The organism is Flavobacterium sp. C3NV, assembly GCF_046825355.2.
Taxonomy (GTDB): domain Bacteria; phylum Bacteroidota; class Bacteroidia; order Flavobacteriales; family Flavobacteriaceae; genus Flavobacterium.
The window spans coordinates 225,896-241,616 of the sequence record NZ_JBKQBJ020000002.1; the positions used below are offsets into that span (position 1 = coordinate 225,896).

At 34.7% G+C, this 15,721-nt stretch carries 14 protein-coding genes; 10 read left to right on the plus strand and 4 right to left on the minus strand.

The annotated features are described in order from the left end of the window. Positions 1–9: 9 nt before the first annotated feature. The 8 genes from ACIDC4_RS03850 to purU all read left to right on the plus strand — a co-directional run bounded on the left by ACIDC4_RS03850 (position 10) and on the right by purU (position 6,098). On the plus strand, positions 10–189 hold the full coding sequence (locus ACIDC4_RS03850; protein WP_412041822.1) for a hypothetical protein: 180 nt from the start codon (positions 10–12) through the stop codon (positions 187–189). 53 nt (positions 190–242) lie between these two features. Beyond that, the gene (locus tag ACIDC4_RS03855; protein WP_412041823.1) at positions 243–818 is read left to right on the plus strand and encodes a DUF4274 domain-containing protein; all 576 of its coding nucleotides are present in this window, start codon (positions 243–245) and stop codon (positions 816–818) included. A gap of 103 nt (positions 819–921) precedes the next feature. Continuing rightward, entirely contained in the window at positions 922–1,341 is a 420-nt protein-coding gene (locus tag ACIDC4_RS03860) for a cytochrome c oxidase assembly factor Coa1 family protein (protein WP_412041824.1), read from the plus strand. Between the two features lie 112 nt (positions 1,342–1,453). Then, a complete protein-coding gene (locus ACIDC4_RS03865) occupies positions 1,454–2,074 on the plus strand; it encodes a hypothetical protein (RefSeq protein ID WP_412041825.1) in 621 nt (206 codons plus the stop codon). Beyond that, positions 2,061–2,654 (plus strand): hypothetical protein, encoded by a 594-nt coding sequence (locus tag ACIDC4_RS03870; protein ID WP_412041826.1) that lies wholly within the window; start codon positions 2,061–2,063, stop codon positions 2,652–2,654. The genes ACIDC4_RS03865 and ACIDC4_RS03870 overlap by 14 nt, the downstream gene beginning before the upstream one ends. Before the next feature lie 230 nt (positions 2,655–2,884). After that, positions 2,885–4,144, plus strand: a complete 1,260-nt coding sequence (locus ACIDC4_RS03875) for a hypothetical protein (protein ID WP_412041827.1) — start codon at positions 2,885–2,887, stop codon at positions 4,142–4,144. Between the two features lie 271 nt (positions 4,145–4,415). Beyond that, positions 4,416–5,138 carry a DUF4197 domain-containing protein gene (locus tag ACIDC4_RS03880; RefSeq protein ID WP_412041828.1) on the plus strand — a complete coding sequence of 241 codons (723 nt, stop codon included), beginning with the start codon at positions 4,416–4,418 and terminating at the stop codon, positions 5,136–5,138. A gap of 105 nt (positions 5,139–5,243) precedes the next feature. Further along, positions 5,244–6,098, plus strand: a complete 855-nt coding sequence (gene purU / locus ACIDC4_RS03885; protein WP_412041829.1) for a formyltetrahydrofolate deformylase — start codon at positions 5,244–5,246, stop codon at positions 6,096–6,098. Between the two features lie 584 nt (positions 6,099–6,682). On the opposite strand, the gene ACIDC4_RS03890 is transcribed toward purU, so the two are convergent. After that, positions 6,683–8,176, minus strand: coding sequence for a catalase (locus ACIDC4_RS03890; protein WP_412041830.1), 1,494 nt, complete (start codon positions 8,174–8,176; stop codon positions 6,683–6,685). A gap of 1,025 nt (positions 8,177–9,201) precedes the next feature. Here ACIDC4_RS03890 and ACIDC4_RS03895 point away from each other — a divergent pair. Together ACIDC4_RS03895 and ACIDC4_RS03900 are read left to right on the plus strand one after the other, a co-directional pair. Next, positions 9,202–10,212: an aldo/keto reductase gene (locus tag ACIDC4_RS03895; RefSeq protein WP_412041831.1), complete on the plus strand. Its 1,011-nt coding sequence runs from the start codon at positions 9,202–9,204 to the stop codon at positions 10,210–10,212. A 77-nt stretch (positions 10,213–10,289) separates the two neighbouring features. Beyond that, a complete protein-coding gene (locus ACIDC4_RS03900; protein ID WP_412041832.1) occupies positions 10,290–11,210 on the plus strand; it encodes a helix-turn-helix domain-containing protein in 921 nt (306 codons plus the stop codon). Positions 11,211–11,448: 238 nt separating this feature from the next. Here the strand turns inward: ACIDC4_RS03900 and ACIDC4_RS03905 are convergent, their stop codons facing one another. The 3 genes from ACIDC4_RS03905 to ACIDC4_RS03915 form a co-directional block, all read right to left on the minus strand. Next, positions 11,449–12,249, minus strand: a complete 801-nt coding sequence (locus ACIDC4_RS03905) for an ABC transporter substrate-binding protein (protein ID WP_412041833.1) — start codon at positions 12,247–12,249, stop codon at positions 11,449–11,451. A gap of 290 nt (positions 12,250–12,539) precedes the next feature. Beyond that, on the minus strand, positions 12,540–13,397 hold the full coding sequence (gene pyrF / locus ACIDC4_RS03910) for an orotidine-5'-phosphate decarboxylase (protein WP_412041834.1): 858 nt from the start codon (positions 13,395–13,397) through the stop codon (positions 12,540–12,542). Between the two features lie 115 nt (positions 13,398–13,512). After that, positions 13,513–15,696, minus strand: coding sequence for a DUF5723 family protein (locus ACIDC4_RS03915; protein WP_412041835.1), 2,184 nt, complete (start codon positions 15,694–15,696; stop codon positions 13,513–13,515). Positions 15,697–15,721 lie beyond the last annotated feature (25 nt).

The window sequence follows — 15,721 nt, forward strand, 5'->3', positions numbered from 1 at the left end:
AACAAAATCATGACAAAAATAATTGCGCGAAAAAAAGAAAAATCCTGTCCGGGATACATCAGTGGTTTTTTGGTAAGAAATGAAGAGGACTACGATTTTAAGAATCGGTATAGCAGGAAAACCAAAAACATAGATCCTATTGATTTGGAGTCATATGTAGAAAACGATGATTATTTAACGCAACTATAACCAAACGAAAAGTAAGCAATAATAAAAAAAACTATATAATAAATTTGATAATCATGAAAGAGATTATATCCGTAGAGAGAATGGATGAACTGGGAGATGAACTGATATTAGCTTACGCAGAAGATGCATCACCAAAAACATGGCACAAAATGGTAATGGATTGGAACTTTGACAATTCTGATGCATTTTTAGATTGGTTGGCAGATAATCCGCAAACCGACAAAGCAACTGTATTGATAATATATTGGAAATCGGCACCAAGATATTTTAAACAATTTAAAGACAAGGAGCATTTATTAAAAGAAGAAACTTATAGTCTTAAAAACTTTGAGCGTATAGAGAAAATCGAAAATCATTTTGCAACTGGATTTTATGAGAATCAAAATTTTGAATATGATCCTGCAAATGATGGCGATTTTGACTGGACAAATGATTATTCAGACATAGAAACAGTAAACGAAATTCCTGAAATTATGTTTCAAAAACTTACGGGTAAAAAAATAAAAATGCCTGTCGATTTTAATGAAGGATTTCCACCAGAACTTTATGAACGTCTTGAAAAACTGGCCATTAATTATAACGTAATTTGGGATGAAGATGACGAATATTATGATTTTGAAGATGAATAAAATAGAGACTGGTAAAGAGGAGATAGTATTTAGAGGTTTTAATTTATTTTTTTAGATCTATTTCAAAAAAGCATATCTTTCAAACATCAAAATAAAATCTATTATGGAAGACGATTACGTTGAAGTTCGAAAAAGCTGGTGGGAAAGAAACTGGAAATGGTTTGTACCAACAGGATGTGTAAGTATTTTGCTGATTTTTGTGGTGTTTATTGCCAGTATTTTCTTTGGAGTGACCTCGATGATGACCAATTCTGATGCCTATAAAGGTGCCATGACCGAAGCGCAAAAGAACAAACTGGTAATCGAAAAACTGGGAACACCAATTGAAGATGACGGAATGACTTCAGGAAACATCAGCACAAACAATGATAGTGGAAATTGTAATTTACAAATCCCGATAAAAGGCCCTAAAGGAAAAGCAACCTTATTTGTCGTTGCAGAAAAAAAAGGCACCTGGAAATACAGCGAAATGACTGTTTTTGTGAAAGCAACAAAAGAAGAGATTGATTTACTGAAAAAATAATTGCATATAAATTGAGGCAGATTCTTAAAAAAGATTTCTGCCTTTTTTTATTGAAAAAACAATATTAGATACAGTATCTTTATCAAAAACAAATTTTCACAATTTTTCGATTATGAATATCCGCCTGCTTACCTTATTATTTCTTTCCATTTTTTCTACTTCAGTATTTTCTCAAAACAACGCAATATCTTCTACAACAGTAAACAAATCTGCTATAGAAAATGAAAGTCAGGATATTTATATCAAAATATTATGGCTGGACAACACCGGAACTCTTCAGCTCAACACCAATTACATCAAAACATTAACAGATCAACAGCGCGCCGCATTAGGTTATATCGCAACAGATGTTAGCAGTGAATGCAATTGGGATGGCGCAAAAAAAGCAGACGGTAGTAATTTAAAATGTAGATTTCTTTCGGCGCTTAATCTGGGATATCAATGTTCTGAAACCCATTTGTCTTTTTTGAAAAAATGGTTCAAGGAGGATACAAAAGTGCTGGACAGATTGCAATATTGTAATAAAACAGAATCTTCGGCAAAAATTCAGGATCATTTTATTGAAATTAAAATGATTACGACTAAGGAAACGATTAAGATTCTTTACAGTGCACTGGGCGAAGATCTTGACAAACAAAAAACATGGAGCTGGCAGGAAGAATCGACTTATTCTTTTACCAAAACCGGAATCAAACAAATAAACCGCAAAAACATCAACGGTGAATACAATTAGAATCATCAGCGCAAACCGAAAACGCATACAATTATTATTGATCTGTTTTAGTTTTCTGCAAGGCATTTCCGTAACAGCACAATCGGGTAATTACCAAGTCATTATTAATAAGGTAAATCAGTTTTCGAAACCTGCCCGAATTTTATCCAAACACATTGACGCAGACGGAAATGGTTCGGCAGAATTTGCAAATGCAAGAAAGCAAGTGCTGCGTTTTCGTTTAGACCATCACAAACTGCAAGTACAGCATGGCGGAATCGGGTATCAGCTTTTCTATTATAAAAATGATTATTTAGAAAAAATTGAAACCTTTGATGTTAATGGAAAACTGGCCGGAGAAGCAGCATCTAAAAATGAATCGGGAGTAGTGTTTATTATCGAAAAGCCCGATTTGTATTTGAAGAAAAAGAAACTCATAGACGATGCAGAAGGTAACATTGATCTAAAAGATGATACCAACGAGAAAATTATAAGAGTCCAATTGTTTGACGAAAATAACATGCCAATACCGGAATTTCAACCTACTTATATTTCCAGCAAAACCTATTGGAATTATAATGTTCGAATGTATTGGCCGTAGAGAAAGAGGCTAAGGTTCTAAGTTGCTAAGGTTCTAAGTTCCTAGATTCTGAGATATTTGAATCTTCAAACCAAATTGATGAACTACAGTTACGGCTTAATTGCAAGCAAAAAATAAACCTATAAGACTCTTAAAAACAACATATTAAGCAATTATTAATTTCAATAAAAAATTTGTTCTTATTAGTTTTTTTGATTGCGATATTGTTATATTTGGCAAAAATTTACCCCATGAAAAAAACTACATTATTCCTATTGCTAACTTTAATTGGCAGTACTTCTTATGCTCAAAAAGCAGATACAAACAAGAAAAAAGTTAAGATTACGATCCCAAAATCAGAACTTTTTAAAGACATTAAAACCTACAACATTATTGTTCAGGGAGATGATACGTGGAATGCTGATTATGCAGACAAAACCACTAAAACTTACGAGCATAATGTACCTAAAAACACTATTGAAGATTACACTAAAAAAGATGCAGCAAATCCTGATGTTCGTGTTTTAATGGGATACAAAGGCGCTACTTATAAAAAAGCGGATAATGGTACTTATGTTTTAGATGGAGATTTTAAATATTTGGTTTTAGGCAAAAACAACGAAATATTATACGAAAAAGGTTCAAATGCTAAAATGTATTCGCCAACTTATATTAATGGTAAACCAAATCAAAGCCTTGCCAGTGACCTGAACAATTTGGGATACAAATATCTTACAGACAATAATATTCTTGCAACTGAAAAAGAATTTTCATTGAACTATGGTTTATTCGAAAAAGCTGAAGAGTTTCCTGAACTTGTTGAGTTTAACACTAAAACGGATGAATTCCTGAACAAAATTGCAGGGAATTCTTTAGATCAGGCCTACCTTACAGATCTTGAAAAATTCTATTTGGGTTATGTGGGTAAAGAATACAAAAAACTAAAGCCAAAAGATTACAACAAAGTAATTTATCTGAATTTATCTTTGACACAAGTGTTTCTTTTTAATTTTGATAAAGCTCTTGAATATCTTGAAACTGCAAAACAAGGTGCAGGAATGATGAGTATGTGGCCAGACGAAGCTACAGCAAACATTAAAAGTTTGATGGCCGTAAACCAAAAGAATATTGGTACTAAGGTTGCCAACCCAACTTTTGATTCTGTTTATTACATTTATCTTAACGGAACTGTATCTCAAGACGGAAAAACACTTACAGGAAAACTAAAAACTGATCGATTTGCAAATCGTGCAGAAGGAAGTATTTTACAAGCAAATGATCCTACTCAGGCAAAAGTTTGGGCATATAAAGATAATGGTGATGTTGATTTTGTTGTTGTAAATGATAAAACGACAATTACAACTGATAAAGGACAGGAATTGAAATTTATTAAATACGATAACGGTTTTATTCTGGTTGAAAAAACAGCTGATTCATGCTATAAAAAATACGAATCTGGTTCGAATGATATTTACTGTGAGAAAGATGGTAAATTTGAATTGAAAAAATAATTCTATTTATTGATAGAAATTCAAAAGAGATTTGGCTAAGGCTGAATCTCTTTTTTTATGCGCAAAACCGTCACGTCTTAAAAAACCAAAACCTGTAATCCAGCCCCGATGGAAGTGGAAATCCTTTTGCTTTTTTATTTAAAAAGCAAAAGATTGCAGCGAACAGCGGGACGAATGTTAATTATAAAACAAATTGTTTCTGCTCCTAAAGAAAATTATGGCTTTGTTTTTGAATAAGTAGTATTTTTGAACCTTATATATAAAACTACTAATGAAAAAGATTTTAATTCTATCTCTTCTATTGTCTCTTAGCTCTCAAGCTCAGGTAAAAGAAACTTTAGCTCAAAAACTGGCAAAATTATCTACTCAGCTTTCGGGAGTGGGCGGTGTTGATATTGCTTCTGGATTAAAGGAGGCTTTAAACAAAGGAATTACTGAACAGGTGAGTAAATTGACTGCTGTTGATGGTTTTTATAAAAATGAAGCCGTAAAAATTTTAATGCCTGCGGAATTACAAAAAGTGGATGCGACTTTACGTAAAATTGGCTTATCGTCTCTTGCAGATGAAGGGATTAAAGTATTGAATCGCGCTGCAGAAGATGCGGTAAAAGAGGCGACTCCGATATTTGTTTCGGCTGTAAAAAATATGTCGTTTACAGATGCTAAAAATATTTTATTAGGAAATGAAAGTGCTGCAACTACGTATTTGCAAAAGGGTACTAATACTGCTTTGTACGCAAAATTCAATCCGGTGATTCAATCCTCTTTCGAAAAAGTGGGTGCCGATGTGGTTTGGAAAAATATCATCAACAAATACAACACGATTCCGTTAGTAAAGAAAGTAAATCCGGATTTGACTGATTATACAACGAATCAGGCTTTGGCAGGTGTTTTTAAAATGATTGCTGTTGAAGAAAAAGATATTCGTACCAATATTAATGCAAGAACTACGCCTTTACTAAAAAAAGTATTTGCTATGCAGGATAAAAAATAATTTTTTTTTAAGGCTCAAAGGTTCAGAGTTACAAAGGTACAAAGCAGCCTTTGCAACTTTGAACCTTTGTGACTTTGTAACTAACCCAAAAAACTAAACCTTGAAATGCAAAAAATAACCATTCTGATTCACTGCAAAGACCAAAAAGGAATTATTGCGGCAGTGACTACTTTTATTGCTAAAGTAGAAGGAAATATTACTTACATCGATCAGCATGTTGATGTAGAACAAAATGTATTTTTTATGCGATTGGAATGTGAACTGACCAATCATAACATAACAATTGAAAACCTAAAAACTGATTTTGACAAAACGATCGCAACCGACTTTAATATGTCATGGGATTTGTACAATCAGGAACAGAAACCAAAAATGGCTTTGTTTGTATCGAAATACGATCATTGCCTTTTTGATATTTTAGGCCGCTACAGCGCCGGAGAACTGAATGTTGAAATTCCGGTTATTATAAGCAATCATAACGATTTAAGATCGATTGCGGAACGATTTGATATTCCGTTTCACTGTGTGCCTTTTACAAAAGATAATAAGGAAGAAGGCGAAGCGAAACAAATTGAATTATTGCAGCGATACCAAATCAATTTTATTGTTTTGGCGCGTTATATGCAGATTATTACGCCAAATTTAATTGCGCTTTACGAGAATAAAATTATCAATATTCACCATTCGTTTTTACCTGCCTTTCCGGGTGCGAAACCGTATCATTCGGCTTTTAAACGTGGTGTTAAGATTATTGGGGCAACGAGTCATTATGTTACGGCTGAATTAGATGAAGGCCCAATTATCGAACAGGATATTGCGAGGGTTTCTCACATACATTCGGTTGATGATTTTATTATGAAAGGGCGTGATCTGGAGCGTATTGTTCTGGCTAGAGCTATAAAACTGCATGCGGAACGTAAGACAATGGTTTATAGTAATAAGACGGTTGTTTTCTCTTAGTTACTAAGATGCTAAGATTCTGAGGTTCTAAGTTTTTTTTTTACCGCAAAGTGCGCGAAGGGTTACGCAAAGGTCGCTAAGTTTTATTCTTGCAATGTAAAAGGGATGCGAAGATCGCAAAGCTTTGGGTATAATTATTGGCTCACGGATTAGGCGGATTTAAACGGGTTTTCGCTGGTTTCTTAAACCGGACTAAAGCCCGGCCCTACAATATCGATAAAGCCAAAGGCTTTTTAATAGTTCCGGAGGAACGAATTATATTGTAGAGCTGGACTTCAGTCCAGATTGGCCCACAGATTAGGCGGATTTAAACGGGTTTTCACTGGTTTCTTAAACCGTACTAAAGCCCGGCCCTATAATACGCATAAAGCCAAAGGCTGTTAATAGTTCCGAAGGAACGAATTATATTGTAGAGCTGGACTTCAGTCCAGTTTACATAAAGATTTTGAAAGATTTAAAAGATTTGTATTTGTATCAAATAACAAAACCCGACAAGTTTTAAAAACTTGTCGGGTTTACTATTTAATATCAAAGAGAACCTTTGAGCCTTTGCAACTCTGTCCCTTTGAACCTCCAAAAAAAACCTATCTCACTTCGATTAATAATCTTGGATCTGAAAAATTATTTACTTCGTCCATGGTTAAACCTAAAGCGTTTGCTACACCTGTTCCGTATGCCGGATCGGCTTTATAACAGTTTCTGATGTGGCGCACCTGAATAAATCTTTGTGCTCCTCCTACTTGTGCTGCAGTATTTTTGAATAATAATTGTTTTTTCTCGTCGGTTAATAAACGGAATAATAAACCTGGCTGGGTGAAATAGTCGTTATCATCGTCTCTGAAATTATGTGCATATGCATCACCATGAAGTTTTAATGGCGGTTCTTTGAACTCTGGTTGTTCCTGCCATTCTCCAAAGCTGTTTGGTTCGTAATGTTTACGTCCTCCGTTATTTCCGTCAACACGCATTGCTCCGTCTCTGTGGAAAGTATTATAAGGACATCTTGATGAGTTTACCGGAATTTGGTAATTGTTTACTCCAAGACGGTAACGGTGTGCATCTCCGTAAGAGAATAAACGGGCCTGTAACATTTTGTCCGGTGAGAAACTAATTCCCGGTGGAACGTGCGCTGGATTAAAAGCGGCTTGCTCTACCTCAGCAAAATAGTTTTCCGGGTTTTTATTCAATTCGAATTCTCCAACCGGAATTAGAGGAAAATCGCCTTTTAACCAAACTTTAGTCAAATCGAAAGGATGAAAACGATAATTCGCTGCCTGATCTTCGGTCATGATCTGAACGAACATTTTCCATTTTGGGAAGTTCCCTTCTTCAATAGCATCGAATAAATCTCTTTGATGGCTTTCTCTGTCGTTACCTACTAATAAAGCTGCTTCTTCATCAGATAAATTTTCGATTCCTTGTTGAGATACAAAGTGAAATTTTACATAATGTCTTTCGTTTTGAGCATTTAGGAAACTAAAAGTATGACTTCCAAATCCGTGCATTTGTCTGTAAGATCTCGGAATTCCACGATCACTCATTACAATAGTAACCTGGTGTAAAGCTTCGGGTAATAAAGTCCAAAAATCCCAATTGTTATCAGCACTTCTTAAATTGGTTTTTGGATCACGTTTTACAGCGTGATTTAAATCCGGAAATTTCATTGGGTCACGGAAAAAGAAAACCGGTGTATTGTTACCTACCAAATCCCAATTTCCTTCGTTGGTATAAAATTTCATGGCAAAACCACGAATGTCTCTTTCGGCGTCAGCAGCACCTCTTTCACCTGCAACGGTTGAAAAACGTACAAACATTTCTGTTTTTTTACCAATTTCCGAAAACAAATCTGCTCTTGTATATTTTGATATATCATGAGTTACAGTAAAAGTCCCATAAGCTCCAGAACCTTTGGCGTGCATTCTTCTTTCCGGAATTACTTCGCGGTCAAAATGAGCCATTTTTTCTAAAAACCAAAAATCTTGTAATAAAACGGGTCCACGAGGGCCTGCAGTTTGTATGTTTTGATTATCCGGAACGGGAGTTCCTGTTGCAGTTGTTAATTTTTTGTTTGAATCCATAATGCTGATATTTAATGTTTTATCAAATATACGAAGATATCCTTATGATATTCATAAACAAAATTGATTGTTATTATATTTTAATAACCAAAAGTTATTTAACGCTACAGAAAGCTCAGAATCCAGTATTAAAAAATCTTAACTTATGTCCAACAAAGTAATAACAAAACCTTAACAGCAAAACATTCATATATGTTAGATCTTTGTAGTGTAATAAACTGGTTATTTATTATTTTGGTTTTGGTTAGTTAAATGATGCCGGCGTCTTCGAGATGCCGGCATTCTTTTTTTATATCAATTTTAGTTTTTTTTGTTTCAGGTTTAAAGTTTCAGGTTGCTTTACTTTATGGTTAGCTTTACCTAAAAAATGTAAGCCTTATTTATATAAAACTATATACAAAATGATAAAACTTGGACATTAACTTATATTCAACAAAGTAATAACAAGACCTTAACAACATAAGATTGATATAAGCCGGATCTTTGTAATGTAATAAACTGGTTATTTATTATTTTGGTTTTGGTTAGTTAAATAGTGCCGGCGTCTTCGAGATGCCGGCATTCTTTTTTTTATCCATTCTTTTTTTTTGTTTCAGGTTTAAAGTTTTGCAAGGATCTACTTTGAGTATAATTTTACCACAGAGATACACAAAGTTTTTCACAGAGTTTCGCAAAGTTTTTTTTACAGAGTTCTGCAAAGTTTTATTTTTAATAAGCTGCCAAAGTTTACAAAGCTATGGAGTTATTTTTTGCGCATAGCTTTGTGAAACTCTGTAAAAAACTTTGTGTTACTCTGTGGTAGAAAACACAATCCAACACAAAGCTATGGGATATTTTTTGCGCATAGCTTTGTGAAACTCTATGAAAAACTTTGTGAAACTCTGTGGTAAAACTAAACTCAAAGTTATAATCTAAAAACTCTTCCCCCATTTTGGATACAACTACACGAGATTTAGATACTTTAAAAAAATAATACTCACGGATCTTTGTCTTATAATTTTCAAACTAAAATTAAAACAGAAATTATGAGTACGATCAATAAAATTAAATTAGGAAATCAGGGACTTATTGTTCCCAATATTGGTTTGGGATGCATGGGAATGACTCAAATTGCGGGCATGGATATTTATGGCAAAGCCGATGAAAAAGAAGCCATTGCAACCATTCACCGCTCGCTTGAATTGGGAGGTAATTTTTTAGATACCGCAGATTTATACGGACCTTTACATAACGAAAGGTTAATTGCAAAAGCCATAAAAGGCAACCGTAATGCTTATAGTATTGCTACAAAATTTGGTTATGAAATTGACGATAACGAGCAACTCACGTGGCAATTTAATGGTAAAAAAGAGTACGTAAAAAAAGCTGTGGAACGTTCCCTAAAAAACTTAGGAACAGATTATATCGATTTATATTATCTGCACAGACTAGACCCAAATACACCAATTGAAGAAACCGTACAAGCAATGGCTGAATTGGTAAAAGAAGGAAAAGTGGGCTATATCGGATTATCTGAAGTTTCGTCTGAAACAATACGGAAAGCACACAAAATTCATCCATTGACTGCTGTGCAAACAGAATATTCTTTATTTGAAAGAACTGCTGAAGAAGCCGGTATTCTGGATACACTTACTGAATTAGAAATTGGTTTTGTGGCCTATTCTCCACTTGGAAGAGGTTTTATTTCTGGAGATATAAAAAGTCCGGATGATTTTGATGATACTGATTTCAGAAAGGCAATTCCGCGTTTTCAGGGAGAACAATTCTATAAAAATATAGAATTGGTAAATGAAATAGAGAAGATTGCAAACGAAAAACAAATTACTGCCTCTCAATTGGCACTTTCGTGGATTACATCAAAAAATATTTTACCGATTCCGGGAACAAAACGTGTTAAATATGTAGAACAAAATATTGCTGCAGCACAAATGATTTTAAGTCCGGAAGAAATGAATCGATTAGAAACCATTATTCCGCTTGGTACTCCAACTGGTGCGAGATATGATGCTGCTAATATGGCCGGAATCGATCAATAATTTACTAAACTAATTACTCAGGAAAAGTTATCTTTACGATAGCTTTTCCTCTTTATATATTGCTTTAAATATTTGTTATGAAAAAAGAAGTTCATATTCCTTATACAATTCAATCCATATCAGAGTTGCATTCTTTGCTTAAAATTCCGAAACCGGAACATCCATTGGTAAGTTTTGTAGATTTAAGCAAAATAAGCTGTCATTTTGATGACAACCTAAAAAGTGTTGTTTATTCGTTTTATACCGTTTGCATCAAAAAAGGCTTTACCGGAAAGATGAAATATGGACAAAATACTTATGACTTTGATGAAGGCGTGATGACTTTTATGTCACCGGGACAAGTAATCTCAACAGAAGTTACTGTTGATACGGCAGTTTATGGTGCAATGTTAGTCATTCATCCTGATTTTATTCAGAACTACGCTTTAGCCAAAAACATAAAAGAATATGGCTATTTTTCGTATGCCGTTAGCGAAGCTTTACATCTTTCTGATAAAGAACAAGCAATGATTACAGGAATTATGAAAAACATCGAGCAGGAATATCGCTCTTCAATCGATGCTTTTAGCCAGGATGTTATGATTTCGCATATCGAATTGCTTCTTAATTATTGTAATCGCTTTTATAACCGCCAATTTATTACGCGCAAAAGTGCTAATAATACGCTTTTAACGAAGTTAGAAACTTTGTTGTCTGATTATTTTGAAGGTGATAAAGTTCAACGATTCGGATTACCGACAGTTGCTTATCTTTCAGATGAACTCAATGTTTCTCCTAATTATCTGAGTGATATGTTACGCTCTTTAACGGGGCAAAGTACACAACATCACATTCATAATAAAATAATCGAAAAGGCAAAAGAATTGCTTACCACTACTTCTTTGAGTGTGAGCGAAACAGCGTATCAATTGGGTTTTGAATATCCGCAGTCGTTCAATAAATTATTCAAAAGCAAAACCAATGTTTCTCCTTTAGAATTTAGAAGTTCTTTTAATTAGTTTTTAAATAAAAACGGAATATTTTACTTTGAGCATAATTTTACCGCAAAGGCCGCAAAGATTTTTCGCAAAGCACGCAAAGATTCGCAAAGATTTATTTCATATTAATAATAAGTAGGCAAAGTTCGCAAAGCTAAATCAACACAAAGCTTTGCGAACTTTGCCTTTTATAAAAACTTAATACTAAAAAAACTTTGCGGCCTTTGCGGTTAAATCCACGATCCAGCAAACTTGGAATTTAGTTTTTCAATCTTTCGTGCAATATTTTAAAGTATGGAAATGCCTTTAGCAATCTACTTCCGTGCCAGGAGAACATTTCGCCATCGACAAAGATTGTTTTGGCATGATGTGTAAAACGTCCAATTTCGAAAGCATCTTCTTCTTTAAACGGATAGGGTTCTGAGGAAAGAAAGACAATATCAGGATCGCCTTCGATACGCATTTTTTTGAGTTCGATTTCAGGATAACGTCCTTTGTCTTCGTAGATATTCGTGAAATGATTTAGTTTTAATAACTCATTTATATAGGTATCTTTTCCGGCCACCATAAATGGATTTTTCCAGATAAAATAGGCTGCTTTTTGTAGCGGAATATCTGTCATATATTTTTTGAAATCGCTTAAAGCGAAAGTCAGTTTGTCATTCCATTTTTGAGATTCGGTTCTGCAATTAAAGAGTTGACCGAAGTCTGAAATCATTTGGAAATTATCTTCTATAGTAATAATATTCGTTACCCAAACCGGACAAATAGTACTTAATTGTTCGACGATTTCTTGCGTGTTTTCTTCTTTATTACAAATGATAATATCAGGCTGCAATAATTTTATCTTTTCGAAATGAATTTTCTTGGTTCCGCCAACAATCTTCTTAGTCGATTTTAAATGATAAGGATGTACACAAAACTTAGTGATCCCGATGATCTTTTCTTCTAAACCCAGATCGTATAATAATTCGGTTTGAGAAGGTACTAACGAAATGATTCTTTTTGGAGTTTTCTCAAAAGAATGTAAAGTACCGAGCTGATCTGTGAGTTGTTTCATGTTTCAGGTTTATTTTTGTTTCAAGTTGTTGGATTGTGTTTTTCTACCACAGAGTTACACAAAGTTCTGCACAGAGATTCGCAAAGTTTTATACTCCTTGCGGAAAGTTATTTTCTATCGAAAAAAGCTCACAAAGCTATGCGCAAAGCTTTGTGAACTTTGACTACTTATTATTAAACAGCAATTAAAAATTCTTTGCGAACTTTGCGGTAAAACTTCTTAGTGTAACTCTGTGAAAAAACTTTGTGCAACTCTGTGGTAAAATTATGTTCAAAGTAAAACTTGAAACTTTAAACCTGAAACCTGGAATTCAAAATCCCCTCCATTTCTTGTTGAACAGATAAAGCTTCTTCCCTAGCCTTTTCTGCGAAATCAGTTCCTTTTGAGGCATAGATAATCGCTCTGGCTGAGTTTACCAATAAACCCACTTTATCGTTCATTCCGTATTTGCATACTTCAGATAAACTTCCGCCCTGAGCGCCAATTCCGGGAACTAATAAGAAACTATCCGGAACAATTTTTCTTATATCGGCGAAATACTCTGCTTTGGTAGCACCAACCACATACATTAAGTTATGGCTGTTTTTCCATGTTTTAGATGTTTCTAAAACTTGTTTGTATAATTCTTTAGCTCCGCTCTGTTCGGCTTCGCCTCGGGTTCCGTTGGTAGTTAAGGTTTGGAAATCGAAAGCACCTTCGTTAGAAGTTAAAGCTAACATGATTGTATGTTTGTTTTCGAAAGCCAAAAACGGCTCAACCGAATCTTTACCCATATAAGGCGCAACGGTTACACTATCAAAATTCAAATCTTCAAAAAAAGCTTTCGCATACATGCTTGAAGTATTCCCTATATCACCGCGTTTTGCATCGGCAATCGTGAAAATTTCAGGGAAATTCTCGTTGATGTAATTGATCGTTTTTTGCAATGAAAGCCATCCTTTTATACCATACGCTTCAAAAAAAGCTGTGTTGGGTTTATAACCTACAGCTAAATCATGAGTCGCATCGATTATAGCTTTATTGAATTCGAAAATAGGATCTTCGGTTTCTAATAAATGAGGCGGAATTTTGGTGAGATCAGGATCTAGCCCCACGCATAAAAATGATTTTTTTAAAAGAATTTGTTCGTGTAGTTGTTGTGTTGTCATTCTTGTTTTTTTAGTTCTTCTAATACATCAAAAGTGATTCTTTTTTAGAAGTACGCAAAAATAAAAAAAGCCATTCAATTACGAATGGCTTTTTGGTTTTATATTCAGTTTAGGCTTATAAATTACCTAAGTAAACAATTTCTGTTCTTCTGTTTTCTGCTCTTCCTGCAGCTGTTTTATTTGTTGCAACAGGTTTTGAAGCTCCAAATCCCTGTGAACTCAAATTATCCGGATTTACTCCTTTTGCAATTAGCGCGTCCATTACCACTTTTGCTCTGGCTTCAGACAATTTTTGGTTTGCTTTTGCATTTCCAACATTATCTGTGTGTCCGTTTATCGCAAATTTAGCGTTTGGATAATTTTTCAGGATTTCTTTGATAGCGTCTAATCTTCCTGAAGTTACTCCTTTTTTGGCATCGCTTAACGTTGCTTTTCCGGTAACGAAAAAGATCGATTTGGCTTCTACTTTTAGTTTTTCTAAAGTTGCTTTCGTCACTTTAGGACAACCTTTGTTTTCAGCCGGACCAGCGATTAAAGGACAATCATCTACATTATCAGGAACGCCGTCTTTGTCAGCATCCAGAACCGGACAGCCTTTATTTTCTGCTAAACCTGCAACTGTTGGGCACGCATCGTCTTTGTCTAAAACACCATCTCCGTCTGTATCCGGCCATGGGCAACCTTTGTTTTCTACCGGCCCTGCCACTGTTGGACAAGCATCTACATTATCTAAAAGTGTATCGCCATCAGTATCTTTCCAAGGGCAGCCTTTATTTTCTGCCGGACCTTTTACATCCGGACAAGCATCATCTTTATCAAAAACGCCATCTTTATCTGTATCCGGCCAAGGACAACCTTTGTTTTCTGCCGGACCGGCTACTTTTCTGCAGGCATCTTCTTTGTCGATTACTCCGTCTTCGTCTGTGTCTTTGAACTTCTTCTCATACACCGGAATTTTTATCCCAAGGTGAAAATCAGCTGCTTTTGATTCTTTCGAAACTAAATTGGTCAAAATAGAACCTGAGCCAATAAAGAATGCTCCTAGTCTTAATCCTGAACCTACCTGCATTCCGCTGTACTCCATATACGTCATTGGTACATAAAAACTGAACCATCTGCTTTCGTAACGAGGTGTAAGGGTTACACGATCAGCGATTCCGTAACCATTTATTTTATCGGCAGATACCATATTGATATCTCCGTTAAGATTCAAATAGAATTTTTGGTGAATATTCCAGTCTACATCAGCATGAAGCGCTGTTGGTAAATTGGTTTTCATTCCTTTTTTAGAAGATGTTTTGGTATAATGTTCGTTAAGGAAATCGTAGAAATTATCTGCATCATCAATCATTTCCTGTGTGATGGTACCGTTTACATTATAAGTATCCTGTCTTCCATTTTTGTAATTGATTGATCCAATATCAGTAACTGATAATCCGAAACGTACTTTGTATTTGTTTAGATCTCTAAAGTTATTATCTGCCGGTTTTGCTCTGCTCAAATCATATTGATCATAATCGGGTCTCCATTCGTACACCAATCCAAAATCAAAACCGAATCCGTTTGCATTCGAGTCAAATTTATAATCTTCGTTGGCTTCAAAATCCTGGCTTGTACCCACAGAAATTTGTCCGCTTGATACAAGAGTTCCCTGTTCAGGATTTACTGTGTTTTCGTTATAAGCAACATTTACATTATTGCCTTTTACGTATCCGTTTACACCACCTTGCAAATATTTGGCGGTCAAACCTCCTTTTAAAAAGTGTTGGTCTTTTTGGTATAAAACTGCTGCATAAGAAAGTCCAAGTTCTGCCCAGGTATTCGAAGCGCCATTGGCATTTCCTGCATTAAAATTAAAATCACTTGCCTGATCCAGACCATCTTTTACCTGATCTACAAGATTTCCGTTGATGTTTCTTACGTTGCTCACAGATCTTGCTCTTGTAAATACCGCAATCGTATGTTTAGGTGCAATGTTAAACATAAATGACGGCCCCATAATATCGAAATTAGCTAAACCGTTGTTGGCAGCTTTTGGAGTCATTTTAGACTCTTTGTCAAAATCATATCCTTTTTTATAGGTATCAAAAATGTTTACTCCGTACAAATCATTTGCTACAGTTCCGCTAACAGAAAAGATATTGATATCTGTTTTAAAACGCGAATCAGCAATAGAAGCCGGATTGAAAAGTACACTTTGAATACCTGCATAATTATCATGCGTATACCCTAAATAAGATTGGGCTTTGGCCGAAAAAGTAATGGTAATAAGTAATAAACTAAGTAAAGTTTTTTTCATTAAAATTTGGTTTTTTAGATAAATT

What these genes read in the sequence shown, in the direction of transcription:
- ACIDC4_RS03850 (WP_412041822.1), top strand. Translation starts at nt 10, where the DNA reads ATGACAAAAATAATTGCGCGAAAAAAAGAAAAATCCTGTCCGGGATAC.
- ACIDC4_RS03855 (WP_412041823.1), top strand. Translation starts at nt 243, where the DNA reads ATGAAAGAGATTATATCCGTAGAGAGAATGGATGAACTGGGAGATGAA.
- ACIDC4_RS03860 (WP_412041824.1), top strand. Translation starts at nt 922, where the DNA reads ATGGAAGACGATTACGTTGAAGTTCGAAAAAGCTGGTGGGAAAGAAAC.
- ACIDC4_RS03865 (WP_412041825.1), top strand. Translation starts at nt 1,454, where the DNA reads ATGAATATCCGCCTGCTTACCTTATTATTTCTTTCCATTTTTTCTACT.
- ACIDC4_RS03875 (WP_412041827.1), top strand. Translation starts at nt 2,885, where the DNA reads ATGAAAAAAACTACATTATTCCTATTGCTAACTTTAATTGGCAGTACT.
- ACIDC4_RS03880 (WP_412041828.1), top strand. Translation starts at nt 4,416, where the DNA reads ATGAAAAAGATTTTAATTCTATCTCTTCTATTGTCTCTTAGCTCTCAA.
- purU (WP_412041829.1), top strand. Translation starts at nt 5,244, where the DNA reads ATGCAAAAAATAACCATTCTGATTCACTGCAAAGACCAAAAAGGAATT.
- ACIDC4_RS03890 (WP_412041830.1), bottom strand. Translation starts at nt 8,176, where the DNA reads ATGGATTCAAACAAAAAATTAACAACTGCAACAGGAACTCCCGTTCCG.
- ACIDC4_RS03895 (WP_412041831.1), top strand. Translation starts at nt 9,202, where the DNA reads ATGAGTACGATCAATAAAATTAAATTAGGAAATCAGGGACTTATTGTT.
- ACIDC4_RS03900 (WP_412041832.1), top strand. Translation starts at nt 10,290, where the DNA reads ATGAAAAAAGAAGTTCATATTCCTTATACAATTCAATCCATATCAGAG.
- ACIDC4_RS03905 (WP_412041833.1), bottom strand. Translation starts at nt 12,249, where the DNA reads ATGAAACAACTCACAGATCAGCTCGGTACTTTACATTCTTTTGAGAAA.
- pyrF (WP_412041834.1), bottom strand. Translation starts at nt 13,397, where the DNA reads ATGACAACACAACAACTACACGAACAAATTCTTTTAAAAAAATCATTT.
- ACIDC4_RS03915 (WP_412041835.1), bottom strand. Translation starts at nt 15,696, where the DNA reads ATGAAAAAAACTTTACTTAGTTTATTACTTATTACCATTACTTTTTCG.